This is a genomic window from Actinomadura oligospora ATCC 43269, assembly GCF_000518265.1.
GTDB lineage: Bacteria > Actinomycetota > Actinomycetes > Streptosporangiales > Streptosporangiaceae > Spirillospora > Spirillospora oligospora.
This window is the reverse complement of the sequence record NZ_JADG01000023.1, coordinates 48,036-71,775: the sequence shown is the minus strand read 5'-3', so window position 1 is coordinate 71,775 and position 23,740 is coordinate 48,036. Positions and strand designations below refer to the sequence as shown.

Here is a 23,740-nt window from a genome sequence, read left to right as displayed (position 1 = left end):
CTCAGGGGATCAGTTCTCGCGCATGGGGATGCGGACGCCGCGCTCGTCGGCGACCTCCTCCGCGCGCTCGTAGCCCGCGTCCACGTGCCGCATGACGCCCGTCCCCGGGTCGTTGGTCAGCACGCGCTCCAGCTTGGCGCCCGCGAGCGCCGTGCCGTCCGCGACGCAGACCTGGCCCGCGTGGATCGACCGGCCGATGCCGACGCCGCCACCGTGGTGGATCGACACCCAGGTCGCGCCGGACGAGGTGTTCAGCATGGCGTTCAGCAGCGGCCAGTCGGCGATCGCGTCCGAGCCGTCCTTCATGCCCTCGGTCTCGCGGTACGGGGACGCGACCGACCCGCAGTCCAGGTGGTCGCGGCCGAGCACGATCGGCGCGCTGATCTCGCCGCGCGCGACGAGGTCGTTGAAGACCGCGCCCGCCTTGTCGCGCTCGCCGTAGCCGAGCCAGCAGATCCGGGACGGCAGGCCCTGGAAGTGGACCTTCTCCCCCGCCATCCTGATCCACCGGGTGAGCTGCTCGTTCTCCGGGAACAGGTCGAGGATCGCCTTGTCGGTGCGCGCGATGTCCTTCGGGTCGCCCGACAGCGCCGCCCAGCGGAACGGGCCCTTGCCCTCGCAGAACAGCGGCCGGATGTAGGCCGGGACGAACCCCGGGAACGCGAACGCGCGGTCGTACCCGGCGAGCTGCGCCTCACCGCGGATCGAGTTGCCGTAGTCGAAGACCTCGGCGCCCGCGTCCATGAACCCGACCATGGCCTCGACGTGCCTGGCCATCGACTGGCGGGCGCGGTCGGTGAAGCCCTTCGGGTCCTTGTCGCGCTCGGCGTCCCAGTCCTCGAACGCCACGCCGGACGGCAGGTACGCGAGCGGGTCGTGCGCGCTGGTCTGGTCGGTGACGATGTCGATCGGCGCGCCCCCGCGCAGCAGCTCGGGGACGACGTCGGCGGCGTTGCCGAGCAGGCCGATCGACAGCGGCTCGCGCCTGTCGCGGGCCTCCACGGCCAGGCGCAGCGCCTCGTCCACCGAGTCGGCGCGGACGTCGCAGTAGCGGTGCTCGACACGCCGGTCGATCCGGGACGGGTCGACCTCGACGCAGATCGCGACGCCGCCGTTCATCGTCACCGCGAGCGGCTGCGCGCCGCCCATCCCGCCGAGCCCGGCGGTCAGCGTGATCGTCCCGGCGAGCGTCCCGCCGAACCGCTTGGCGGCGACGGCCGCGAACGTCTCGTAGGTGCCCTGGAGGATGCCCTGCGTGCCGATGTAGATCCACGAACCGGCCGTCATCTGCCCGTACATGGTGAGGCCCTCGGCCTCCAGGCGGCGGAACTCGTCCCAGTTCGCCCACTGCGGGACGAGGTTGGAGTTGGCGATCAGGACGCGCGGCGCCCACTCGTGCGTGCGGAAGATCCCGACCGGCTTGCCGGACTGGACGAGCAGCGTCTCGTCCCCGTCCAGGGACTCCAGCGACCGGACGATCCCGTCGAAGGAGTTCCAGTCGCGGGCGGCCTTGCCGGTCCCGCCGTACACGACGAGCTTGTCGGGGTGCTCGGCGACCTCGGGGTCCAGGTTGTTCTGGAGCATGCGGAGGGCGGCCTCCTGCGGCCAGCCCTTGGCGGTGGTGAGCTGCGTCCCGCGCGGAGCGCGGACGGGACGGGGACCGGACATGAGGGATCTCCTCCGGAAGACGGGTCGCGCGCGGTCACCGCGCGCGGACGGTCAGGTCGTACGGTCGGGCAGTTGGCCTGTGGCCTGTGGTCTGTCAGGAGAGCGGGCCGGTGACGGACTCGGCGGCGGCGACGAGCGAACCGTCCCGCACCAGCTCGGTGGCGGCGGCGATCTCCGGAGCGAGGTGCCGGTCCGGGCCGGGGCCCGGGACGCGCTCGCGCAGCCTCTCGACGACCGCGCCCGTCGCCGGGCCCGGACGCAGCGGCGGACGCAGCTCCAGCGCGCGGGCCGCGGCCATGATCTCGATGGCGATGACCTGGGTCAGGCCGTCCACGGACCTGCGCAGCTTGCGCGCGGCGTTCCAGCCCATCGACACGTGGTCCTCCTGCATCGCCGAGCTCGGGATCGAGTCGGCCGAGGACGGCACCGCGTGGCGCTTCAGGTCGCTGACGATCGCGGCCTGCGTGTACTGCGCGATCATGAGGCCGGAGTCCACGCCCGGGTCGTCGGCGAGGAACGGCGGCAGCCCGAACGAGCGCGCCTTGTCGAGCAGCCGGTCGGTGCGGCGCTCCGACATCGACGCGACGTCCGCGGCAGGGACGGCCAGGAAGTCCAGCACGTACGCGATCGGCGCGCCGTGGAAGTTGCCGTTCGACTCGACGCGCCCGTCCGGCAGGACGACCGGGTTGTCGACGGCCGAGGCCAGCTCGCGGGACGCGACCAGCTCGGCGTGGGTGAGGGTGTCGCGGGCCGCGCCGTTCACCTGCGGGGCGCAGCGCAGCGAGTAGGCGTCCTGGACGCGGGTGCAGTCCGGGCCGCGGTGCGACGCCATGATCGGCGAGTCGGCGAGCAGCGCCCGCAGGTTCGCGGCCGAGACGCCCTGGCCCGGGTGCGGGCGCAGCGCCTGGAGGTCGGCGGCGAACACCCGGTCGGTGCCGAGCAGCGCCTCCACGGTCATCGCGGCGGCGAGGTCGGCGGCGGTGAGCAGCCTCCGCAGGTCCATGATCGCCATGACCAGCATGCCGAGCATGCCGTCCGTGCCGTTCAGGAGGGCCAGGCCCTCCTTCGCGCCGAGCGTGACCGGCTCGATCCCGGCCTCGGCGAGCGCGTCCGCCGCGTCCCGCAGGTCACCCTTGGCGTCCCGGACCTGGCCCTCGCCGATCAGCGCCAGCGCGCAGTGCGCCAGCGGCGCGAGGTCGCCGGAACAGCCGAGGCTGCCGTGCTCGTGGACGATCGGGGTGATCCCCGCGTTCAGCAGCGCCGCGAACGCCCGCGCCGTCGCGGGCTGGACGCCCGTCCGGCCGGTCGCCAGGGTGTGCAGGCGCAGCAGCATCAGCGCCCGGACGACCTCCCGCTCGACCTCCGGGCCCGACCCGGCGGCGTGCGACCGCACGATGTTCAGCTGGAGCTGCGCGCGCAGCTCCGGCGCGATGTGCCGGGTCGCGAGCGCCCCGAAGCCGGTGGAGACCCCGTAGACGGGCGTCGGACGGGAGGCCAGCTCCTCGATCGCGGCCCGCGCCTCGGTGATCGCCTTCAGCGCCTCGTCGGTCAGCGTGACCCGCGCGCCGTCCCGGGCCACCGCCACGACCTCCGCGAAGGTCAGCGGTTCCGGTCCGACCTGGATGCCTGTGTCCCCCATGCCGAAACTCATACCCCCATTGCAGCGCGCGGACCGCTCCCCGGCGACCCGCGCGCGGCCCCTACTGTCTCAGATACGAGACAATGGGCGAATGACCGTGAACCCCGCCCCAGACGACCCCGCGCCCGGCAGAGAAAAGGGCTCTGCAGTGGGCGGCGGGCAGGTTCCGGCGGCGCGGCGGGCGCTCGCCGTGCTGCGGCTGCTCGCCGAGTCCGCGGGCCCGCTGCCCGCGTCCGCCATCGCCGGACGGCTCGGCCTGCCCAGGTCGTCCACCTACCACCTGCTCACGGCCATGGCCGAGGACGGCTTCGTCTCCTACGTCCCCGAGGACCGGCGGTGGGGCCTCGGCGTCGCCGCCTTCGAGATCGGCTCCGCGTACCTGCGGCACGGCCCCCTCGAACGCCTCGCCCGCCCCCTGCTGCGCCGCCTGGTCGACCGCACCGGCGACATCGCCCAGCTCGGCGTCCTGCACGGCGCGGAGGTCCTCTACCTGCTGAAGGAGCAGCCCGCGCGGCGGCAGGCCCCGCTGGTCACCGACGTCGGCGTCCGGCTGCCCGCCCAGCTCACCGCGAGCGGCCTGTCGATGCTCGCCCACCTGCCCGCCGCCCAGGTCCGCGCCCTGTTCCCCGGGCCGCTCGTGGACCGCACCGGCCGTGGCCCGACGTCCCTGCGCGAGCTGCGCCGCGTCCTGTCCGCGGACGCCCGGCGCGGCTGGTCCGCCGAGGACGGCCAGGTCACCGAGGGTTTCGCGTCCATCGCGGCCTGCTCGTTCGACCACACCGGCCACCCCACCGCCGCGATCACCGTCACCTTCCGCCGCGAGACCCGTCCCGACGACACCTGGCCGGACCTCGCCGCCGAGGTCCGCCGCACCGCCGCCGACCTCACCACCCGCCTCGGCGGCCGCCAGCAATGAGAAAGGGCCCGCACGATGCGCGCGGGCCCTTTTCTCAGGTGTTTCAGGAGGTGATTCCGGCCTTCTTCAGCCAGTCCTTGGCGACGTCGCGCGGCTCGGCCTTGTCGACGGACATCTTCGAGTTCATCTCGAGGAGGTCCTGGGTGGTGAGCTTGGCCGCGATGGCGTTGAGAACACCCTGGGCGTCGGCAGTGACCTTGCTGCGGTAGATCAGCGGGGTGACGTTCTGAGCGGGGAAGACGTTCTTCGGGTCCTCGAGCGCCACAAAGCTGTTCTTGGTGATGGCGGCGTCGGTGGAGAAAAGGTTCGCCGCCTGGATGGCGCCCTGCTTCAGGCGCGCCACGGTGATCGGGCCGGCGGTGTCGAGGGCCTTGAACTCCTTGAAGTCGATGCCGTACTTGTCCTTGATGCCGACCAGGCCGGAGACGCGGGTCTTGAACTCGGACGGGCCGCCGAAGACGGTGTTCCCGGCGATCGGCTTGAGGTCGGCGATCGTCTTGAGGTGGTTCTTGTCGGCCGTCTCCTTGGTGACGACGACCGAGTCCTTGTCCTCGGCCTTGGCCGAGTCGAGGACGCCGAGCGAGGACGGGAGCTTCTGGCCGAGGGCCGAGTTGACCTCCTCGGTCGTGGCGGCGGTCGCCTTCGGGTCGACGTGCAGCAGCAGGTTGCCGTTGTACTCGGGGACGATCGCCAGCTGGCCGCTCTGGATGGCCTTGTAGTACGCCTCGCGCGTCCCGGCGACCTTGGTCTCGGCCTTGATGCCCTTGGCGCTCAGCGCCTGGGCGTAGACCTCGCCGAGGGCCTGGCTCTCGGGGAAGTCGGCGGTGCCGATGACCAGGGTTCCGCCCTTGCCGCCGCCGGACGAGCCGCCGAGCGGGTTCTTGTCGTCGTCACCGCCGCCACCGCAGGCCGACAGCGCCAGCGCGCCCACGAGCAGCACGGTCGCACCGCGCATCTTGGAGAACATGAACAGTCCTTTCGGCCGGAAATTTCAGTCAGTGTCAGGAGGTGCGCCGCAGGCCCGGGGAGACCGCGAGGCGGCGCAGCAGGGAGAAGACGAACTGGATGAGGAAGGCGAGCAGGATGACGAGGATCGCGCCGCCCGCGGTGCTGGAGTACTCCTGCCGCTTCAGGCCGTCCACGATGAACCGGCCGAGGCCGCCGAGACCGACGTAGGCGGCGATGGTCGCGGTGGAGACGATCTGGATGGCGGCGGTGCGCAGGCCGAGCAGCACCAGCGGCAGCGCCACCGGGGCCTCCACGCGCCACAGCACCTGCGTGCCGGTCATGCCCATGCCCTCCGCCGCGTCCCGCAGGCCGGGCTCGACCTGCTGGACGCCGGTGTAGGCGTTCACCAGGATCGGCGGGATGGCGAGGACGATCAGCGGGATCAGCGTCGGCACCAGGCTGGACGAGGTGACCAGCACGGCCAGGATGAGCAGGCCGAGCGTGGGCAGGGCGCGCGCGCCGTTGGCGGACGCGATGACCGAGAAGCCGAAGAACGAGGCGGCCCTGCCGCGCCGGACGTGCCCGAGCAGCAGCCCGAGGGGCAACGCGATCACCACGGTGATCAGGAAGGCGAGGCCGGAGTACCAGAGGTGCTCGGTCAGCCGGTGCGGGATGCCGTCGGCTCCGTGCCACTGCTCGCCGTGGAAGAACCAGCGGATCGCCTCGAGGATCGCGTTCACAGGGCCGCCTCCTCGGGCGTGGCCAGCTCGGCGCGGACGGCACGGCGCTCCGTCCGCCTGCTACCGCCCGCGCGCGCCCAGGGCGTGAGCACCCTCTGGACGATCAGGAGCAGCACGTCCGCGACGATCGCCAGCGCGATGATCAGCGCGATGCCGACCACGATCGGGGTGGTGAAGTCGCGGTTGAAGCCGTCGGTGAACAGCTGGCCGAGGCCGCCGACGCCGATCAGCGCGCCGACCGAGACCAGGCTGATGTTGGAGACGGTCGCGACCCGCAGGCCCGCCATCACGACCGGGACGGCGATCGGCAGCTCGACCTGGACGAGCCGCCGGAGCGTGCCGAAGCCCATGGCGGTGGCCGCCTGCCGGACGTGCTCGGGCACCGAGTCCATGCCGTCCACGACGGCGGGGACCAGCACCGACAGGGTGTAGAGGGTGAGCGGGATGATCACCGTGGTGCGGGTCAGGCCGGTGAAGGCGACCAGCACGACGAACAGCGCGATCGCCGGGATGGCGTAGAGCACGCTGGTGATCCCGACGACCGGCGCGTACAGCCAGCGGTAGCGGGCGCACAGCAGGCCGATCGGCAGCGAGACCGCCAGGCCGACCAGCACCGGGACGATCGCCAGGACGAGGTGGTCGTTGAGGGCGTGGGTGATGATGTCGGAGTTGCGGCCGATCCAGTCCCAGCGGATCAGGGGCTCCCCGCTGTCGCCGACGGCGACCGGGGAGAGGACGGCGCTCACCGCTCGCCCGCCGTCGCGGCCTCGTCGTCCGTCGGCGGCGGTGGCCCGCCGTCCGCGGCCTGGACGGCGGCTTCGGCCGCGGCCTCGGCGTCGAGCTCCTGGACGAAGCGGAGCCGCCGGATGCCGCGGTCGCCGCCGAGGAAGTCGCGGACGAAGTCGTTCGCGGGATTGGCGAGCAGCTCGTCCGGGGTGGCGTACTGGGCGAGGACGCCGCCGACCTGGAACACCGCGATGCGGTGGCCGAGCTTGACGGCCTCGTCGATGTCGTGGGTGACGAAGACGATCGTCTTCTCCACCTCGCTCTGGAGGCGGAGGAACTCGTCCTGGAGCTGGTGCCGGACGATCGGGTCGACGGCGCTGAACGGCTCGTCCATCAGCATGATCGGCGGGTCGGCGGCCAGGGCGCGGGCGACGCCGACGCGCTGCTGCTGGCCGCCGGACAGCTGGGACGGGTAGCGCTTGGCGAGCGCGGTGTCCAGGCCGACCCGTTCCATCAGTTCGAGGGCACGCGCGCGGGCCTGCTTCTTGTCCTGGTGGAGCAGGTAGGGCACGGTGGCGATGTTGTCGATGATCGTGCGGTGCGGGAACAGCCCGGCCTGCTGGATGACGTAGCCGATCCCCCGGCGCAGCTTCGGGGGGTCGACCTCGCGGATGTCGCGGCCGTCGACGGTGATCGTCCCGGTGGTCGGGTCGATCATCCGGTTGACCATGCGGAGGGTGGTGGTCTTGCCGCAGCCGGACGGCCCGACGAGCACGGTGATGCGCCCGGCCGGGATCTCCAGGTCCAGGTCGTGGACGGCGACGGTCCCGTCGGGGTACCGCTTCGTGACGCCCGTGAAGGTGATCAAACGATTCACGTCCTCTTCGGGCGCCGCCGTGACGCCGTTCCACTCGCTGACAAAGGGGTTATGGGTACCGGCATCCACCCAACCTTAGACAACCGACAATCTCCGGCACCTGCCCGGCCGGGTCAACCCGAGATCAGGCGATGTTATCGACCTGAAAACACGAGAAAGGGCGCAGCGCCGTGGTACACAGCCGGATCGAGCTCGACGGGACGTCCCTCACCTGCGATCTGGTCACCCGCGCGGCCCGCGCGGACGTGATGATCGCCATATCCGGTGCGGGGCTTGCGCGGGCCCGCGACGCGTGGCACACCGTCCGGCGTGTCGCCGAGCGGCGGCCGGTGTACGGCCGGACGACCGGGGTGGGGGCCAACCGGGCGGTCGAGGTCGAGTGGGAGGACGCGGACGCGCACGGCCTGCGGCTGATGCGGAGCCACGCGGCGGGGGCCGGGCCGCTGGTGCGGGACGAGGTGGTGCGGGCGATGCTGGTCGTCCGGGCGAACCAGATCGCGGCGGGCGGCTCGGGCGTCGATCCGGGGGTGCTGGAGGCGCTCGCGGACGCGCTGAACCTGGGCGTCCTGCCGCCCGTCCCGGTGTACGGCGCGATCGGCACCGGGGACCTGACGGCGCTGGCGTCGACGGCGCTGTGCCTGATCGGCGAGCGGGCCTGGCTGGACGGCGGGCTGGACGGCGGGGCCGGGGCGTCCCCGGACGCCGGGCTCGCGCGCGGCCCGCACTTCCCGCTGAGCTCGGCGGACGCGCTGGCGTTCATGAGCTCGAACGCGGCGACGCTGGGCGAGGCGGCCCTCGCGGTCGCGGACCTGCGGACGGCCCTTTCCGCTTCGGTGGTGATCGCGGCGCTGTCGCTGCTGGCGGTGCGCGGGTCGCGGGAGCCGTTCGCGCCCGCAGTGCACGCGGCGCAGCCCGTCCAGGCGGAGGTGGCGGCGGTGATGCGGAGCCTGCTGGCCTACGAGCCGGGCGCTCCGGCGCGCATCCAGGATCCGTACGGGTACCGGGCGTTTCCGCAGGTCCATGCCCCTGCGGTGGAGGCGGCGCGGCACGCGGAGTCGACCGTCACCCGGGTGATCAACAGCGCGGCGGAGAACCCGCTGGTGGACGTGGCGGACGTGGAGGTCTGGCACAACGGCAACTTCCACACGGCCGGGACGGGCCTGGCGCTGGACGCGGCGCGGCTCGCGCTGTTCCAGGCGGGGGCGCTGTCGGCGGCGCGGCTGGGGACGCTGGCCGAGCCGTCCTTCACGGGGCTGCGGCCGTTCCAGGCGGACGTGGAGGCCGCCTCGGGGATCATGATCCTGGAGTACGTGGCGCATTCGGCGCTGGCGGACGTCCGGCGGCAGGCGGCCCCGGCGGCGCTGGGCAGCGCGGTGCTGTCGCGCGGGCTGGAGGAGCACGCGGGGTTCGCGACGCAGTCGGCGCGGGCGACGGGCGAGGCGGTCGCGGCGTACCGGATCACGCTGGCGTGCGAGCTGGTCGCGGCGGTGCGGGCGCTGCGGATGCAGGGGCGCGCGCCGTCCGGGGGGCCGCTGCGGGCGGCGTTCGACCAGGCCACGGCCGTCCTGCCGGAGAGCGTGGCGGACCGTCCGCTGGACGCCGACATCGCGATCGCCGCCGATCTCGTCCCCGACCTGGCCCGCCTCCCGCCGAACGAGCACTAGCGGTTCAGGGGGAGGTGGACGGCCGGACGATCAGCTCCGGTTCGCGGACGACGCGGCGCGTGCGCGACTTGCCGTCGATCACGTCGACGACGAGCCGGACGGCGGCGTCGACGATCCCGTCGATGTCCCAGTCGACGGTGGTCAGCGGCGGGGTGAGCAGCGCGGACATGGGGTGGCTGTCGTAGCCGCAGACGGCCAGGTCGCCGGGCACCGACAGGCCGAGCTCGCGGGTCGCGGCGTAGACGGCGTAGGCGATCGAGTCGGCGAAGCAGAACACCGCCGAGGGCCGGCCCGGGCCCGCGAGGACGCGCAGCGCGACCTCGGTGGTCTCGGCCGGGGACGGCGGCGCGACGACCACCTCGACGGCGAGGCCGAGCCGGTCGGCCTCGGCGTTGACGTGCACGTCGGCGGGCCGGTCGGGGGTGCTGGCGCGGGTCGGGGTGAACACCGCGACCCGGCGGTGCCCGAGGTCGCGGAGGTGCTCCAGGGCCAGGGTGACGCCGCGCCGGTTGTCGAAGACGACCTCGCCCTGCGCCTTGCCGCCGTGCAGGGCGTCGCCGATGGAGACGACGGGGAGGGTCTCGGCGAGGTCGGCCCAGAGGGCGGCGGCGGGGTCGAGGGGCTGGACGATCAGGCCGTCCACGCGCTGGTCACGCAGGCGGCGGGCGAGGGCGAGCTCGCGCTCGGGGTCGCCGCCCGCGTCGACGATCAGGGCGTAGCGGTCGCGGGCGAGCAGGGCCCGGCCGATGCCGACGGCGAGGGACTGCTGCCAGTAGTCCTCGAGGGAGCCGCAGAGCAGGCCGACCATGTCGGTGCGCCCGCTGGCCAGGGCCCGCGCGATCGGATGCGCCTCGTAGCCGAGTTCCTCGGCGGCGGCGCGGACCCGTTCCTGGGTCTCCTCGGAGGTCTGGATGCCGCGCAGCGCGTAGGACACGGCCGCGGGCGACAGGCCGGTCGCCTGCGCCACTTCCCGGATGGTCGCGCGCTTCCGCCTGTCGCTCACGCCCCCCAACCCTAGACGGTCGGGCCGTCATTTCCTCTCCGGCGGTTGACGTGGAGCCACTGAACCGGTTCACTGAAACGGTTAACTGATGCGGTTCAGTAGCGGCTTGATCGGGGGCGGCGCGTGCCGGGCGTGGATGTCCATCAGCACCTCTGGGGCACTCCCCTGCTCGCCGCGCTGCGCGCCCGGAGCGCCCCGCCGCGCCTGGACGGCTGGACGCTCCACCTCGCCGGGGAGCCCCCGTACGAGGTGGATCCGGACGATCACGACGTGGCGCGGCGGGCCGGGCTGGCGCGGGCGGACGGCCTCGGCCTCGCCCTGGTCTCGCTCTCCTCGCCCCTCGGCGTCGAGTTCCTGCCCCCGGAGCAGGCCGATCCGCTGCTGGACGCCTATCACGACGGGGCCGCCGCGCTCCCCGAGCCGTTCCGCGCCTGGGCCTCCGCCCGGGTGACCGAGATCGACGCGGACGCCCTGGCCGTCCAGCTTGATCGCGGGTTCGTCGGGCTTCAGCTCCCCGCGACGGCGCTGCTGGACGCCGAGGGGTACCGGCGCTGCGCGCCGCTCCTCTCCCTGCTCGAAGAGCGTGGGCTGCCGTTGTTCGTCCATCCCGGGCCTGCCGGTGGCGCCGAAGGGCCTGGCTGGTGGGCGGCGGTCGTCCCGTACGTCTCCCAGATGCATGCGGCCTGGTACGCGTTCCGGGCGTTCGGACGGCCCGCCTTCCCGCGCCTGCGCGTCTGCTTCGCCCTGCTGGCGGGCCTCGCACCGCTGCACGGCGAACGTTTCATAGCGCGCGGGGGCGGGCGCGGCGAGATCGACCGGGACGCGTTCGTCGAGACGTCCTCCTATGGGCCGCGCGCCGCCGACGCCGTCGTCCGGGCGCTCGGCGTGGACGTCGTGGTGCACGGCAGCGACCGTCCTTATGCGGATCCCCAAGACCTCGGCCTCGGTGAGGCCGCCCGCCACGCCTTCCGCGTGGCCAACCCGCACCGACTACTCGGAGGAGAGGAGCGAACCCATGTCGTCTGACGCCGTTCTTGCCGAGGGCGATTCTTGTTCGCCTGAACTGCCTGAGCTGCCCGAGCTGCCCGCGCGCGCCCTGGACAAGCGTGAACTGCGCGGCCTTGTGGACGACCTGGCCGGGCGGCCCGAAGTATGGCGGAAGCACGTCGCCTTCTCCGCCGACGAGCGCCACTACGCGTCCCTCTACCGCGACGAGTACGTGGACGTGTGGCTGCTGTGCTGGACGCCGGAGAACGACACCGGCTGGCACGACCACGACGTGTCGTCCGGGGCCGTCCACGTGGTGGCGGGCGAGCTGGAGGAGTGCAACCCGCGCATCGGCGGTGAGCACGTGCGCGTGCGCGTGGGCGAGGGCACGTCGTTCTCGTTCGGGCCCGAGCACATCCACCGGCTGGTGGGGTCGGCGACGTCGAGCGTGTCGATCCACGCGTACTCGCCTCCGCTGTGGCGGCTCGGCCAGTACTCGATCAGCGACGACGGCGTGATGCGCCGCGTCTCGGTCAGCTACGCGGACGAGCTGCGTCCGCTGGACGCCTGAGCCGGTCCCGCCGCCGACCGGCTCGCGGTGTGGAGGACGACGGCCCTCCACACCGCGCGGCGGTCAGGTGAGCGTCGATGTCTTGACCACCACGAGGGCCAGGAGCAGGGCGAGGACGGTGAGCCCGGCGGCGGCCTGGATCACGGCGCGGCGGGCCTTCGGCGCGTAGGCGAAGGCCAGGGCGACCGCGCCGCCCGCGAGGAAGCCGCCGAGGTGGCCCTGCCAGGAGGTGAACCCGGCGGAGATCACCAGCCAGATCAGCACGTAGACCGTCTGCTGGTTGGCGGCGCGCATGTCGTAGCCGAGGCGGCGGCTGAACACCCAGTAGGACGCGGCGAGGCCGAACACCGCGCCGGACGCGCCGAGCGAGCCGGTCGTGGGCGCGACCAGGAAGACCAGGACCGAGCCGCCGAGCGCGGACAGCAGGTAGAGGGCGGCGTAGCGGGCCCAGCCGAGCATCTCCTCGGTCTGCCTGCCGAGCGTCCACACCCACCACATGTTCAGGGCGATGTGCAGGACGCCGAAGCCGCTGCCGGGCGGCTGGTGCAGGAAGGCGTAGGTGAGCAGGCGGTACCACTCGCCGTGCGCGATGCCGATCTGCGTCCAGCCCTGGGGGACCATGCCGCCGTCGACGTAGTAGCGCCCGCCCGGGGAGCGCAGGCCGGTGCCGAGCGCGTCGAGGCGGTCCACGATGCCGGGGGCGGCGAGCTCCAGGAGGTAGCCGAGCACGCACAGGGCGATGATCGTGTAGCTGACCCAGGGGGTGCCGCCCACGCGCCCGCCGAACACCGACCGGGCCTGGCGGATGCTCCGGTTGCCCTCCTTGACGCACTCCACGCACTGCTGGCCGACCGCCGCGTCCCGGAGGCAGTCGGGGCAGGCGTAGCGGTCGCACCGGACGCAGCGGACGTAGGTCTCGCGCTTCGGGTGCCGGTAGCAGGACGGCGTTTCGGAGGGCTCTGCGGACTGGGCGTCCGCCGGGACGTCCGCCGGGGGGTTCGTCGGGGTTTCGACCGGCGTGTCCGTCGGCGTTCCGGCCGGGGGCTCGGCGGTGGTCATCGGGGCTCCGTTCGGGAGGCTGGTCCTGGGCTGAAGGGCCGCTGATCATAGCGGCGGGAAACGACACTCTGAGGGGGTTTCGATCGCTAGGATGCGCGAGAATGTCCCGAACAATGGTGGTTTGTCGATGGCGTCTCGCCGCGTCCGCCGTAGCGCGGCGTCCCTGCTGATCTGCGTTCCGCTCGTCCTGGCGGGCTGCGCTTCGCGCGCGCACGAGCCGACGAAGGCGAAACCGCCCAAGACGGCCGACCGGGTCGCCACGGAAGCGCCTGTGGTGATGTTCCTGGGCGACTCCTACACGGTCGGTGAGAAGGGCACGCAGCCCGAGACGACTTATGCCGCCGCCACCGCGCGCCTGCTGGGCTGGCAGGTCGTCGTCGGCGGACGGTCCGGGACCGGGTTCGTCAACCCGGGTTCGAAGCACAGCACGTTCAGCAAGCTGTTCGAGGACCAGCTCGGCTGGCGTCCCGCGCCCGCGATGCTCGTCGTGTCCGGCGGGCACAACGACGCCAAGTTCCCGGCCGCGCACGTCTCGGACGCGGCGCGCGTGCTGCTCCAGACGGCCAAGGCGCGCTGGCCGCGCACCCGGATCATCCTGATCGGGCCGTTGTGGGGCAGCGACCATCCGTCCGCCGGGGCCCTGGCGGTGCGGGACGGCCTGCGGACGGTCGCGGGGCAGCTGAAGATCCCGTTCGTCGATCCCCTCGCGGAGAAGTGGATCACCGGGGACCGGGAGCGGGACACCGGGAACGCGCCCCGGTTCATCAAGCCGGACCGGACCCACCCGACGCCGGACGGCCATCGCTACCTGGCGACGCGGCTGGCCCAGGACCTGGCGAGGGTCGGCCTGGCGCATCCGGCGAGCAGCGGCTGACCGCCTCGCCCGGGGTGAGGCGCGCGCCCTCGGCGAACGCCTCGGCGAACGCGTCCTCCCCCAGCGCGGACGCGGCGGACGCGGTGATCCGGTCGACGTCGGCGCGTTCGGCGGACGGCAGCGGAGCCCCGACGCCGCGCCGCGCCGCGTCGGCCGCGCCGAGCAGCAGCGCCGCCCGGCGCGCGTCGCCCGCCACGGCGAACGCGCCCGCCATGCCCTCCAGGGAGAGCGCGAGCGAGCGGGGTTCGGCCAGGTCGACGGCTATCGCGAGCCCTTCGCGCTGGTGCGCGAGAGCCACGTCGGCGTCACCGCGCAGCTCGGCGACGAAGCCCAGTTCAGCGGCCATCAGGTGCTCGCCGAGCGGGGACGACTCGTACCCGGCCCGCAGGTCCAGCAGGCGCGCCTCGGCGTCGTCGAGGTCGCCGGAGCGGCGCGCGCCGAGCGCGAGGCCCATCAGCGCGTACACCTCGCTGTACCGGTAACCCTGCTGGACGGCCAGACGGCGTGAGCGTTCGTGCAGGTCGTGGGCGCGGCCCCAGTCGCGCGCGAGCAGCGCCAGGCGGCCGAGCCCGGACAGCCGCTCGGACACCTCGGCGCGCAGCCCCAGGTCGGCGGCGATGCCGAGGCCCTCGTTCTGGAGCCGTCCGGCCTCGTCGTAGTCGCCGCGGACCTCGGCCAGCGTCGCCAGCGGCAGGACGGTCTGGAGCTCGCCCCAGCGGTCGCCGAGGTCGCGGAACAGCGCGGCGGCGCGTCCTCCGGCCTCGGCGATCTCGCCGAGGGCGCCCGCGTTCATCGCGTGGATGGCGCGCAGGGCCAGGGCGGCGGCGGTCCCCCAGCGGTCGCCGGTCTCGGTGAACAGCTCCTGCGCACGCGCGTTGACCTCGCGGCTCGCGTCAGGGCGTCCGGCGTGGAACAGGCCGTACGCGTAGAGCCAGACGGCGCGTCCGGAACCGTGCGGTCGAGCGGCGATCGTGTCGCCGGTGAGCGGAGCGCACGCCGTGTGGTCGCCGGTGAGCAGGGCGAACGCTGTGTGCAGCAGGCCGCCGGGCTCGTGCTCGGCCAGGACGCCGCGGGCCTCGTGGAACCGGCCGCGCAGCAGCCACCACCAGGTCAGCGCGGTCGCCAGGCGGCGGGCGTCGTCAGGGGACGCACCGTCCAGCGCGGCGCGGAGGTTGGCGGCGTCGGCGTCGAGGCGGGCCAGCCACGCGCGCTGGCCGGGGCCGCGCAGGAGGGGCTCGGCGGTCTCGGCGAGGGCGAGGTAGTGGCGGAGGTGCCGGTCGCGGGTGGCGGCGAGTTCCTCGGCCTCGTCCAGGCGCTCGAGCGCGTACGCGGCGACCGACTCCAGGAGCCGGTAGCGCGGGCCGTCCGGGCCTTCGGCCATGACGACGAGCGAGCGGTCCACCAGGCGGGTGACCAGGCCGAGCACCTCGTCCGGGTGGACGCCGCCGCCCGCGCAGACCGCCTCGGCGGCGGCCGGGTCGCAGCCGTCGCGGTGCACGGCGAGGCGGCTCAGCACGATCCGCTCGGACGGGGTGAGCAGCTCCCAGCTCCAGTCGATCACGGCGCGGAGGGTGCGCTGCCGGGCGGGCACGCCGCGCCGCTCGGCCGCCACGACGCGGAACCGGTCGCCGAGGCGGGCCGCCAGCTCGCGGGCGCCGAGGGCGCGGACACGGGTCGCGGCGAGTTCGAGCGCGAGCGGGATGCCGTCCAGGCGGCGGCAGATCTCGGCGACGGCGGCGCGGTCCCGGTCGAGCGAGAAGCCCGGCGCGGACGCGGCGGCGCGCTCGGCGAACAGCCGGACGGCGTCGTCCTCGGCGAGCGGTTCGACCTGGTAGACGGTCTCGCCGTCCACGGCCAGGGGTTCCCGGCTGGTCGCGAGGACGCGCAGGCCGGGCGCGGCGGCCAGCAGGGACGCGACGAGGCCGGCGGCGTCCTCGACCACGTGCTCGCAGTTGTCCAGGACGAGCAGGACGCGCCGGTCGCGCAGCGCGGCGGCGAGCCGTCCGGCGGGGTCGGCGGCGGCTCCCCACGCGCCCGCCGTGCCCGGGAGCTCGTCCCGGACGCCGAGGACGGCCGCGATGTGCTGCGCCAGGTCGGCGACACCGCCCTGCTGCGCGGTCAGCTCGATCAGCCAGGTGCCGTCGGGCTGCGCCGCGCCGCGGGCGGACTCGACGGCCAGGCGCGTCTTGCCGACTCCGCCCGGCCCGACCAGCGTGACCAGGCGCGTCGTGTCGAGGAGGCGGACGACGTCGGCGAGGCACTCGTCGCGTCCGACGAGGCCGGTGAGGTGGCCGGGCAGGTTCGTCGCGGCGGGGGTCCGGTACGGGGTGGGCGCGAGGGACGGGTCCTGCTTCAGGATCGCCTCTTGCAGGGCCGTCACGTCGGGGCCGGGGTCGACGCCCAGCTCGTCCGCGAGGAGTTCGCGCAGGCCGGTGAGGGACGCGAGGGCCTCGCCTTGGCGTCCGGCCAGGTACAGGGCCTTCGCGTGGACGGCCCGCAGGCGCTCCCGCAGCGGATGCCGCGTCACCAGGTCGGCCAGTTCCCCGGCGAGGAGGAGGTGTTCTCCGGCGGCAAGGCGCGCCTCGGCGTGCTCCTCCAGGACGTCGAGCCGCTGATCGTCGAGGCGGTCGGCGGCCGTCCGCGCGAACTCCTCGTCCGCGACGTCGGCGAACGCCGGGCCGCGCCACAGGCCGAGGGCTTCGGAGAGGACGGCCGCCCGTTCGCGTGGGTCGTCCATCGTGCGCGCGCGTTCGGCGAGGGAGGTGAAGCGCTCGGAGTCCACAGAAGCGGAATCCAGGTTCAGCCGGTATCCGGCCGCCTCGCGGACGACCCGTTCCCGCCCCAGCACGCGCCGCAGCATCGACACCTTCGCCTGGAGGGCGTTGGCGGGGTTCCCGGGCGGACGGTCGCCCCAGAGATCGTCGATCAGCCGGTCGGCGGAGACCGCCGTGCCCGGCCGGACGAGCAGGTCGGCGAGCAGCGCCCGCACCTTCGCCTCCGGGATCGCGACGGGCGTCCCCGCGTCGTCCCACACCGCTACCGGACCAAGCACCCCAAACTGCACCTCAGCACCCTATTCGGATCGGCCATCAGCCGTCCGTCAGCGCTCCCGAAGTCGCCCCGGGCACTGTCGTCACGTCCACCTGAGGAGGCGACGACATGGTCAACACACAGACGAGCGCACCGCTCACCGAACTGGCGCCCGCCGCGCGGCGGCTGCCGATGTCACCCCTGCTGGCCCTGGCCACGGCGGTCTTCATCACCAGCCTGACCGAGACGCTGCCCGCCGGGCTGCTGCCCGCGATGGGCGCGGGACTCGGCGTCGGCGAGTCCGCCGCCGGGCAGACCGTGACGATCTACGCGCTCGGGACGGCCCTGACCGCCGCGCCCCTCACCGCCGCCACGGCGGCCTGGCGGCGCAAGCGGCTGCTGCTCACGACCGTCGCCGGGTTCGCCGTCGCGAACGGCGTCACGGCGGTCTCGTCCGACTACACGCTGACGATGGTCGCCCGGTTCGCGGCCGGGATCGCGGCGGGCCTGGCCTGGGCGCTGCTCGCCGGGTACGCGCGCCGGCTCGCGCCGCCCGGGCAGGAGGGCCGCGCGATCGCCGTCGCGATGGCCGGGATCCCGGTCGCGCTGTCCCTGGGCGTCCCCGCGGGCACGTTCCTCGGCTCGGCGCTCGGCTGGCGGACGGCGTTCTGGACGATGACCGCGCTCACGGTCGTCCTGGTCGGCTGGATCGCCGCGTCCGTGCCGGACGCCCCGGGACGGCGGCGCGGATCCGGGGAGCCGGGGCAGCGGGTGCTGCGCGTCCCGGGCGTCGCGCCGGTCCTGGCCGTCACGCTGGTCTACGTCCTCGCGCACACCGTCCTGTACGCCTACGTCTCCGCCTTCCTGGACCGCCTGGGCATGGGCGGCTCGACCGACGCGGTGCTGCTGGTGTTCGGCGGCGCGTCCCTGCTGAGCATCGCGGTCGTCGGGGCCCGGATCCACCGGCACCTGCGGCTGCTGTCGATCGCGAGCGTGCTGCTGGTGGCCGTGGCCGCCGCCGTCCTCGCGCTGCTGTCCGGCTCGGCCGTCCTGGTCTACGTCGCGGCGGCCCTGTGGGGCCTCGGCTGGGGCGGCGCGCCGACGCTGCTCCAGACCGCCGCCGGGACCGCTGGCGGCAAGGCCGGGGACGGCGCGGCCGACGCCGCCCAGGCGCTGCTGGTCACCCTCTGGAACGTGGCCATGGCGGGCGGCGGCGTCGCGGGCGGCGTCCTGCTCGACCGGTTCGGCGCGGCCGCGCTGCCCTGGACCGCCCTCGTCCTGCTCGTCCCGGTGCTCGCGGTGGTCGTCATCGCCCGCCGGGACGCCTTCCCCACCCGCTGACACGGAACATCAACGAAAGGCATCAAGGCCATGCTGAACGACACCCTGCTCTCCCCCGCCCGCGTCGGCCGCACCAGCCTGCGGAACCGGCTGGTCATGGCCCCGATGACGCGCAACCGCGCGGACGCCGACGGCGTGCCCGGCGCGCTGATGGAGTCCTACTACCGGCAGCGCGCGACCGCCGGGCTGATCGTCGCCGAGGCCGCCACGCCGAACGCGGTCGGGCTGACCTACCCGAACATCCCGGCGATCCACGGCCCGGCGCACGTGACCGGCTGGCGCGGCGTGACCGGGGCCGTCCGGGACGAGGGCGGACGGATGTTCCTGCAGATCCAGCACGGCGGACGCGTCGGGCACCCCGACAACAGCGGCCTGCACCCGATCGCGCCCTCACCCGTCCCGCTGCCGGACACGATCCACACGCCGTCCGGGCCGCAGCCCGCCGTCGTCCCCCGCGAGATGACCGGGGACGACATCCGCCGCACGGTGGAGGACTTCGCCGCCGCCGCGCGCAACGCGATCGACGCGGGGTTCGACGGCGTGGAGGTCCACTCGGCGAACGGCTACCTCCTGCACCAGTTCCTCGGCTCCAACACCAACCTGCGGACCGACGGGTACGGAGGCCCGGTCGAGAACCGGATCCGGTTCACGCTGGAGGTCACCCGGGCCGTCGTGGACGCCGTCGGAGCCGACCGCGTCGGCGTCCGGATCTCCCCCGGGGTCACCGCGAACGACCTGCGCGAGGACGACACCGGCGAGCTGTACCCGGCGCTCGTCCGGGAGCTCGCCGCGATCGGCCCGGCCTACCTGCACGTCGTGTACGCCGACCCGGACGCGCCGGTCTTCCAGGCCGTCCGCGAGCTGTGGCCGACCGTCCTGATCGCGAACCCGCAGCTGGGCGAGCTCACCACCGAGGAGGTCACGGCGAAGGCCGAGCGGCTCGTGGCGGCGGGCGCCGACCTGGTCGCGCTCGGCCGTCCGTTCCTCGCGAACCCGGACCTGGTCGAGCGGCTGCGCCTCGGCGCGCCGCTCAACCCGGTCCGGGACGCCTACCTCATGTACACGGGCGGGGCGACCGGTTACACCGACTACCCGGCCCTCGCGGAGATCCCCGCCGCGCTCGCGGGATGACCCCACGCCGCGCGGGCGGCGGAGGTCACGCCGGACGGGCGAGGCAGAGCGAGAAATCGCCCGCCTCGTCCGTCCAGAACTCGGCGAGCCGCAGCCCGGCCGCGCCGAGTTCGGACTCCAGGCGCTCGCGGCGGAACTTGGCGGAGATCTCGGTGCGCATCTCCTCGTCCTTCGCGAACGCGCAGGTCAGGTCGAGCGCGCCGATCCGGACGGTCTGGTCGTGCACCGACCGCAGCCGCATCTCGATCCACTCGTCCGCCGCGTTCCAGACCGCGCGATGCTCGAACGCGTCCGGGTCGAAGTCGGCGTCCAGCTCCCGGTTGATCACGCGCAGGACGTTCTTGTTGAACTCCGCCGTCACCCCCGCCGCGTCGTCGTAGGCGCGGACGAGCCGCTCCTCGTCCTTGACCAGGTCACAGCCCAGCAGCAGCGCGTCGTCCGGCCCCATGGTGGCGCGCAGGCCGCCGAGGAACCCGATGCGGGCGGCGGGCGGCATGTTCCCGATCGTCCCGCCGAGGAACGCGATCAGGCGGCGTCCACCGGTCGGCAGCAGGTTCAGGTGGTGCTCGTAGTCGGCGACCACGGGCCGGACGGTCAGCCCTGGGTAGTCGGCGGCGATCGCGGCGGCGGCGTCGCCGAGGAAGTCGCCGGACACGTCCACCGGGACGTAGCCCTCCAGCGTCCCGGCGAGCGCCGTGAGCAGCAGCCGGGTCTTCTCGCCCGAGCCCGCGCCCAGCTCCAGCAGCGTCGTGGCGCCGGTCAGGGAGGCGATCTCCCCGGCGCGCGCCGTCAGGATCTCCCGCTCGCGGCGGGTCGGGTAGTACTCGTCGAGCCGGGTGATGTCCTCGAACAGGGCGCTGCCGCGCTCGTCGTAGAACCACTTCGGCGGCAGCGTCCTGGGGCTCGCGGCGAGCCCCTCGGTGACGTCCCGGCGCAGCGACTTGGCGAGGTCGTCGGGCGTGAGGAACAGATCCACGGAATCTCCAGACTTGTGGGAGCGGGAAGCGAAGGTCACAGGGGCAGGATCCGGACGCCGGACGCGAGGTCCGCGACGACCAGCGAGCCGTCCGGGACGCGCTGCCAGGAGGGGTCGGCGTCCAGCGGCTCGGACGCGATCCACAGCGCGTCCGGCCTCTCACCGGCGGACTCGGCGCGGACGAACAGGGAGTCGCCCCGCGCGGTCGCCGCGAGCGACGTCCCGTCGGACGCCAGCAGGTTGAACCGGCCGGACGTGAGCCCGTTCACGGCCTGGACGGTCGAGGCGAGCCCGTCCGCGAGGGACGCGCCCTCCCGCCAGTGCCGGGCCGCGAGGGCGAACAGCAGGGCCGAGTCCACGGGGGCGCGGGCGTCGGGGACCTCGGCGAGGTCCCCGGCCAGCTCGCGCAGCTTGGCCTCGACCCCGTCGAAGCCCTCGACCTTGCCGTTGTGGCTGAACAGGCGCGTCCCGGCGCGGAACGGCTGGGCGCACGACTCGTCCACGGGGAAGCCGGTCGTCGCCGACCGGAGCGCGACGACGGCGCATGATGACGACACCGCGCGCGCGACCTCGCGGAACGAGGCGTCGGTCCAGATGGGCTGGGACCGGCGGAACCGGAACGCCTCATGGGCATGGCCCTCATGGGCAGGACCGTCGTGCGAAGGGTCTTCGCCCGCCGGGCCCGGCTGGTACCAGCCGATGCCGTAGCCGTCCGCGTTGAGCAGGTTCCCGCTCGTCATGCGCGGCGCGTACGACTGGTGCTCCATGCTGTGCTCCCCCGCGTACACGAGGTCGTGCAGCGGACGGGCCGGGCCGAGGTATCCGAGATGACGGCACATCAGAGGGACCTCGCACAACGGAAGCCGCTGAAGATCTGGCGGCGGATCGGGTAGTCCCAGTTGCGGAACGTCCCGCGCACGGCGAGTGGGTGTGTCGCCCAGGAGCCCCCTCGCAGAACCTTGTAATCAGGCCCGAAGAAGACTTCTGAGTACTCCTTGTAGGGGAACGACTCGAAACCGGGGTAGCCGTGGAAGTCCGAGGACGTCCACTCCCACACATCCCCGAGGAGCTTGCGCACGCCGTAGGCGGACGCACCTGACGCGTAGGTTCCGGCCTCGGTCGGGTGCAGAAGCCGCTGACCGAGGTTGGCGCGTCCCTCTTCCCATGAGTCACCCCACGGGTAGCGGCGAGACCGGCCCGCTTCGGGGTCGTGCCTAGCGGCCTTCTCCCATTCGGCCTCCGTGGGCAGTCGCTTGCCCGCCCATCGCGCGTACGCGTCCGCCTCGTACCAGCACACGTGCTGGACGGCCTCGTTCGGCGGGACGGTCTCGACGCGTCCGAAACGGCGTCGCACCCAGGAGGAACCTTCGCGCGTCCAGAACGCGGGCGCGCGTTTGCCGGAGGAGTTCCGCCAGTCCCATCCGGCGTCCGTCCACCAGCGGCGCTCGTCGTACCCGCCGTCCTCGATGAACCGCTGGTAGTCGGCGTTGGTGACCGGCTCGGTGTCGATGTAGTAGGCGGGCAGGTCCACGACGTGCCCGGGACGCTCGTTGTCGTAGGCCCACGGATCGTCCGAGGCGCCCATGACGAACGGCCCCGCCGGGACCAGCACCTCCGCCGCCGGGACGAGCGAGACCGGCAGGTCCGGGGCCGCGCGGTCGAGCAGCGCGCCGTCGCCCTTGCGGAGCTGGTGCGTCGCGAGCATGGTCTCGTCGTGCTGGTGCTCGTGCTGGACGACCATCCCGTACACGAACCCGCCCGAGGTCAGCGGGTTCGCCGGGTCGAAGGCCACCTTCTCCAGCGAGTCGAGCACCTTCGTCCGGACCTGGGCGATGTACGCGCGCGCGTCGTCCGGCGACAGCAGCGGCAGCGTGGGCCGCTCGGAGCGCGGGTGCTCGAACGCGTCGTACAGCGTGTCGATCTCGGGGCGCATCGGGGTGATCCCGGCGGTGGCGCGCAGCAGCCACAGTTCCTCGTAGTTGCCGACGTGCGCCAGGTCCCAGACCAGTGGCGACATCAGCGGCGAGACCTGCTCGACCAGCTCGCCGTGGGTCAGCGCCCCGGTCGTCAGGCCGAGGCTGCGGTCGCGGGCGGCGGTCAGCTCGGTCGCCACCAGCTCCTTCAGGGCGTCCTCGTCGAGGGCGGCGCCGGGGGCGGTGAGTGGGGTCAGCATCGGGAGGTCTCCTCGGCGAACGCGGGGCTCAGGCCCCGCTCGACGTAGCGGTCGGCGTAGTCGGCCACGACCGGGACCAGCGCGGACGCGCCCATCCGGGGCAGCGCGGACAGCGCGGCCTCGAAGCACGCGCGCGCCGCGTCCGCGATCACCGGCTCGGCGAGCCCGCGCCGCGCGGCGGCCCCCCACCAGTCGGGTCCGGCCCCGTTGAGACGGGCGGTCCTCTCCGGAACGCGGGCGGCCTCGGCGAAGCGGGCCGTGGCGGCCTCGGCGGCGGCGGACGCGCGCGGGTCGTCCAGCAGCGCGGTCGCGACGGCGACCGGAACGGTCCAGTACGGCTCGGGCAGCGCGTCGATCATCCGCAGCTCCAGCCAGCCGCGCGGGCGCACCGGCGGGAACAGCGTGGACAGGTGGTACTCCAGGTCCCGCAGGGTCGGCTCGCCCTTGTCGAGCCACTCGCCGAAGGTCAGGCCGGGGTCGCTGGTCCAGCTGTCCCCCGGCCCGCGCACGAGCATGACCCGCGCGGCCAGCGCGTACCGGGTCCAGGCGTCGGCGGGGCTCTCGGCGGCGTCGCGCAGCACCGACGCGGTGCGGCACGGGTCCAGCTCGGCCCAGATGGCCTGCCGGGTGGACGCCCAGCCGGTGCGCCGCCCGGCGCGTCGCGGCGAGTTGGCGAAGGCGGCGACCAGCACCGGGCCGAGCGCGTGCACCAGCCGCCAGCGCCGGGCGGCGTCCGCCTCGTCCGCGCCGATGTCCAGGTTGACCTGCACGGACGCGGTGGAGCACATCATCTGCGGGCCGGCCTCGGTGAAGCCGCGCGCGATGTAGTAGTCGCGCTGGCAGAGGTACCGGGGGTGCTCGGCCTGGAACCCGGGCGGCCGGTGCGGGTCGACGCCGTGGCCGGTGAGGACCAGCCCGGCGGGCGCCAGCGCGTCCCGGATGTGGGCGATGTCGGCGGCCAGCGCGTCGTGCAGGGACGCGAGGCCGGGGAAGGGGGCCGAGCTGAGTTCCAGCTGGCCACCGGGCTCGTAGGTGACTTTGCTGCCGCCGGGCGGGGGCCCGGACCCCTCGACGGCGGCGCGGACGGACGCGGCCGGGACCGGGGCCCCGGGATCGCGCGGATCGGTGACGAACCATTCGGTCTCGGCCCCGACGGTGCCGGGGGGCCCGGTCTTGAAGCAGGTCCCGACGACGTGCCGTCGGACGTCGTCCGGATGCAGGCGGCGGAAATTCTCGATCACAGGTTCGAATCCTTCCCTGCTGAAACGGATCAGGAATCATGTGATTCAGGTAACAATCCCCAAACCGACACCAAACAGGCAGGAAGCGCCGCCGTGCACGGAGATCGGAAGCCGCCCCGCAGCCGCCCCGGCCGCCCCCAGCCGCCCCTGGAGCGGTTCCGCGACACACCGGACCC

General features: G+C 73.7%; 19 protein-coding genes and 1 pseudogene. 7 read left to right on the top strand and 13 right to left on the bottom strand.

The genetic code is table 11. The features are described from left to right. Positions 1–9 precede the first annotated feature (9 nt). Together hutU and hutH are read right to left on the bottom strand one after the other, a co-directional pair. On the bottom strand, positions 10–1,668 hold the full coding sequence (hutU, locus tag P696_RS0130025) for a urocanate hydratase (protein WP_026415231.1): 1,659 nt from the start codon (positions 1,666–1,668) through the stop codon (positions 10–12). A 94-nt stretch (positions 1,669–1,762) separates the two neighbouring features. Next, the gene (gene hutH / locus P696_RS0130020; RefSeq protein ID WP_026415230.1) at positions 1,763–3,307 is read right to left on the bottom strand and encodes a histidine ammonia-lyase; all 1,545 of its coding nucleotides are present in this window, start codon (positions 3,305–3,307) and stop codon (positions 1,763–1,765) included. A gap of 91 nt (positions 3,308–3,398) precedes the next feature. Here hutH and P696_RS0130015 point away from each other — a divergent pair, with 91 nt between their 5' ends. Beyond that, a complete protein-coding gene (locus P696_RS0130015) occupies positions 3,399–4,223 on the top strand; it encodes an IclR family transcriptional regulator domain-containing protein (RefSeq protein WP_157429996.1) in 825 nt (274 codons plus the stop codon). Positions 4,224–4,266: 43 nt separating this feature from the next. Here P696_RS0130015 and P696_RS0130010 read toward each other — a convergent pair whose 3' ends face one another. The 4 genes and pseudogenes from P696_RS0130010 to P696_RS49065 all read right to left on the bottom strand — a co-directional run. Beyond that, positions 4,267–5,190 carry an ABC transporter substrate-binding protein gene (locus tag P696_RS0130010; RefSeq protein WP_026415228.1) on the bottom strand — a complete coding sequence of 308 codons (924 nt, stop codon included), beginning with the start codon at positions 5,188–5,190 and terminating at the stop codon, positions 4,267–4,269. A gap of 34 nt (positions 5,191–5,224) precedes the next feature. Next, the gene (locus P696_RS0130005; RefSeq protein WP_051468356.1) at positions 5,225–5,911 is read right to left on the bottom strand and encodes an ABC transporter permease; all 687 of its coding nucleotides are present in this window, start codon (positions 5,909–5,911) and stop codon (positions 5,225–5,227) included. Then, the gene (locus P696_RS49070; protein WP_026415226.1) at positions 5,908–6,657 is read right to left on the bottom strand and encodes an ABC transporter permease; all 750 of its coding nucleotides are present in this window, start codon (positions 6,655–6,657) and stop codon (positions 5,908–5,910) included. The genes P696_RS0130005 and P696_RS49070 overlap by 4 nt, the downstream gene beginning before the upstream one ends. A 104-nt stretch (positions 6,658–6,761) precedes the next feature. Then, positions 6,762–7,505 (bottom strand): annotated as a pseudogene (locus P696_RS49065) (ABC transporter ATP-binding protein); the annotation flags it as partial. 179 nt (positions 7,506–7,684) lie between these two features. Between P696_RS49065 and P696_RS0129990 the strand changes: the two are divergent. Next, positions 7,685–9,178: an aromatic amino acid ammonia-lyase gene (locus P696_RS0129990; RefSeq protein ID WP_026415225.1), complete on the top strand. Its 1,494-nt coding sequence runs from the start codon at positions 7,685–7,687 to the stop codon at positions 9,176–9,178. A gap of 4 nt (positions 9,179–9,182) precedes the next feature. Here P696_RS0129990 and P696_RS0129985 read toward each other — a convergent pair whose 3' ends face one another. Next, positions 9,183–10,181 (bottom strand): LacI family DNA-binding transcriptional regulator, encoded by a 999-nt coding sequence (locus P696_RS0129985; protein ID WP_026415224.1) that lies wholly within the window; start codon positions 10,179–10,181, stop codon positions 9,183–9,185. Between the two features lie 132 nt (positions 10,182–10,313). Between P696_RS0129985 and P696_RS0129980 the strand changes: the two genes are divergently transcribed. Continuing rightward, positions 10,314–11,207 (top strand): amidohydrolase family protein, encoded by an 894-nt coding sequence (locus P696_RS0129980; RefSeq protein ID WP_245627873.1) that lies wholly within the window; start codon positions 10,314–10,316, stop codon positions 11,205–11,207. Then, positions 11,197–11,739, top strand: coding sequence for a cysteine dioxygenase (locus P696_RS0129975; protein ID WP_026415222.1), 543 nt, complete (start codon positions 11,197–11,199; stop codon positions 11,737–11,739). Before P696_RS0129980 ends, P696_RS0129975 begins: the two co-directional genes overlap by 11 nt. A 63-nt stretch (positions 11,740–11,802) precedes the next feature. Here P696_RS0129975 and P696_RS49060 read toward each other — a convergent pair whose 3' ends face one another. After that, the gene (locus tag P696_RS49060; RefSeq protein ID WP_084338400.1) at positions 11,803–12,798 is read right to left on the bottom strand and encodes a rhomboid family intramembrane serine protease; all 996 of its coding nucleotides are present in this window, start codon (positions 12,796–12,798) and stop codon (positions 11,803–11,805) included. A gap of 91 nt (positions 12,799–12,889) precedes the next feature. Here P696_RS49060 and P696_RS49055 point away from each other — a divergent pair, with 91 nt between their 5' ends. After that, complete coding sequence (locus P696_RS49055; protein ID WP_245627872.1) at positions 12,890–13,672, top strand: SGNH/GDSL hydrolase family protein; 783 nt, start codon at positions 12,890–12,892, stop codon at positions 13,670–13,672. On the opposite strand, the gene P696_RS49050 is transcribed toward P696_RS49055, so the two are convergent. Continuing rightward, the gene (locus P696_RS49050; RefSeq protein WP_245627871.1) at positions 13,563–16,724 is read right to left on the bottom strand and encodes an ATP-binding protein; all 3,162 of its coding nucleotides are present in this window, start codon (positions 16,722–16,724) and stop codon (positions 13,563–13,565) included. The genes P696_RS49055 and P696_RS49050 overlap by 110 nt on opposite strands. Before the next feature lie 107 nt (positions 16,725–16,831). Here P696_RS49050 and P696_RS0129955 point away from each other — a divergent pair, with 107 nt between their 5' ends. Both P696_RS0129955 and P696_RS0129950 read left to right on the top strand, forming a co-directional pair. Beyond that, the gene (locus P696_RS0129955; RefSeq protein WP_026415221.1) at positions 16,832–18,043 is read left to right on the top strand and encodes an MFS transporter; all 1,212 of its coding nucleotides are present in this window, start codon (positions 16,832–16,834) and stop codon (positions 18,041–18,043) included. 30 nt (positions 18,044–18,073) lie between these two features. After that, positions 18,074–19,174 carry an alkene reductase gene (locus P696_RS0129950; RefSeq protein ID WP_026415220.1) on the top strand — a complete coding sequence of 367 codons (1,101 nt, stop codon included), beginning with the start codon at positions 18,074–18,076 and terminating at the stop codon, positions 19,172–19,174. A 25-nt stretch (positions 19,175–19,199) separates the two neighbouring features. Here P696_RS0129950 and egtD read toward each other — a convergent pair whose 3' ends face one another. From egtD to egtA, 4 genes are read right to left on the bottom strand one after another with little or no spacing between them, the layout of a single operon-like run. After that, entirely contained in the window at positions 19,200–20,150 is a 951-nt protein-coding gene (gene egtD / locus P696_RS0129945) for an L-histidine N(alpha)-methyltransferase (protein WP_026415219.1), read from the bottom strand. 35 nt (positions 20,151–20,185) lie between these two features. After that, positions 20,186–20,989, bottom strand: coding sequence for an ergothioneine biosynthesis protein EgtC (gene egtC / locus P696_RS0129940; protein WP_026415218.1), 804 nt, complete (start codon positions 20,987–20,989; stop codon positions 20,186–20,188). Beyond that, on the bottom strand, positions 20,989–22,323 hold the full coding sequence (egtB, locus tag P696_RS0129935; RefSeq protein ID WP_051468354.1) for an ergothioneine biosynthesis protein EgtB: 1,335 nt from the start codon (positions 22,321–22,323) through the stop codon (positions 20,989–20,991). The genes egtC and egtB overlap by 1 nt, the downstream gene beginning before the upstream one ends. Further along, complete coding sequence (egtA, locus tag P696_RS0129930; protein WP_245627870.1) at positions 22,317–23,564, bottom strand: ergothioneine biosynthesis glutamate--cysteine ligase EgtA; 1,248 nt, start codon at positions 23,562–23,564, stop codon at positions 22,317–22,319. The genes egtB and egtA overlap by 7 nt, the downstream gene beginning before the upstream one ends. Positions 23,565–23,740: the final 176 nt, after the last annotated feature.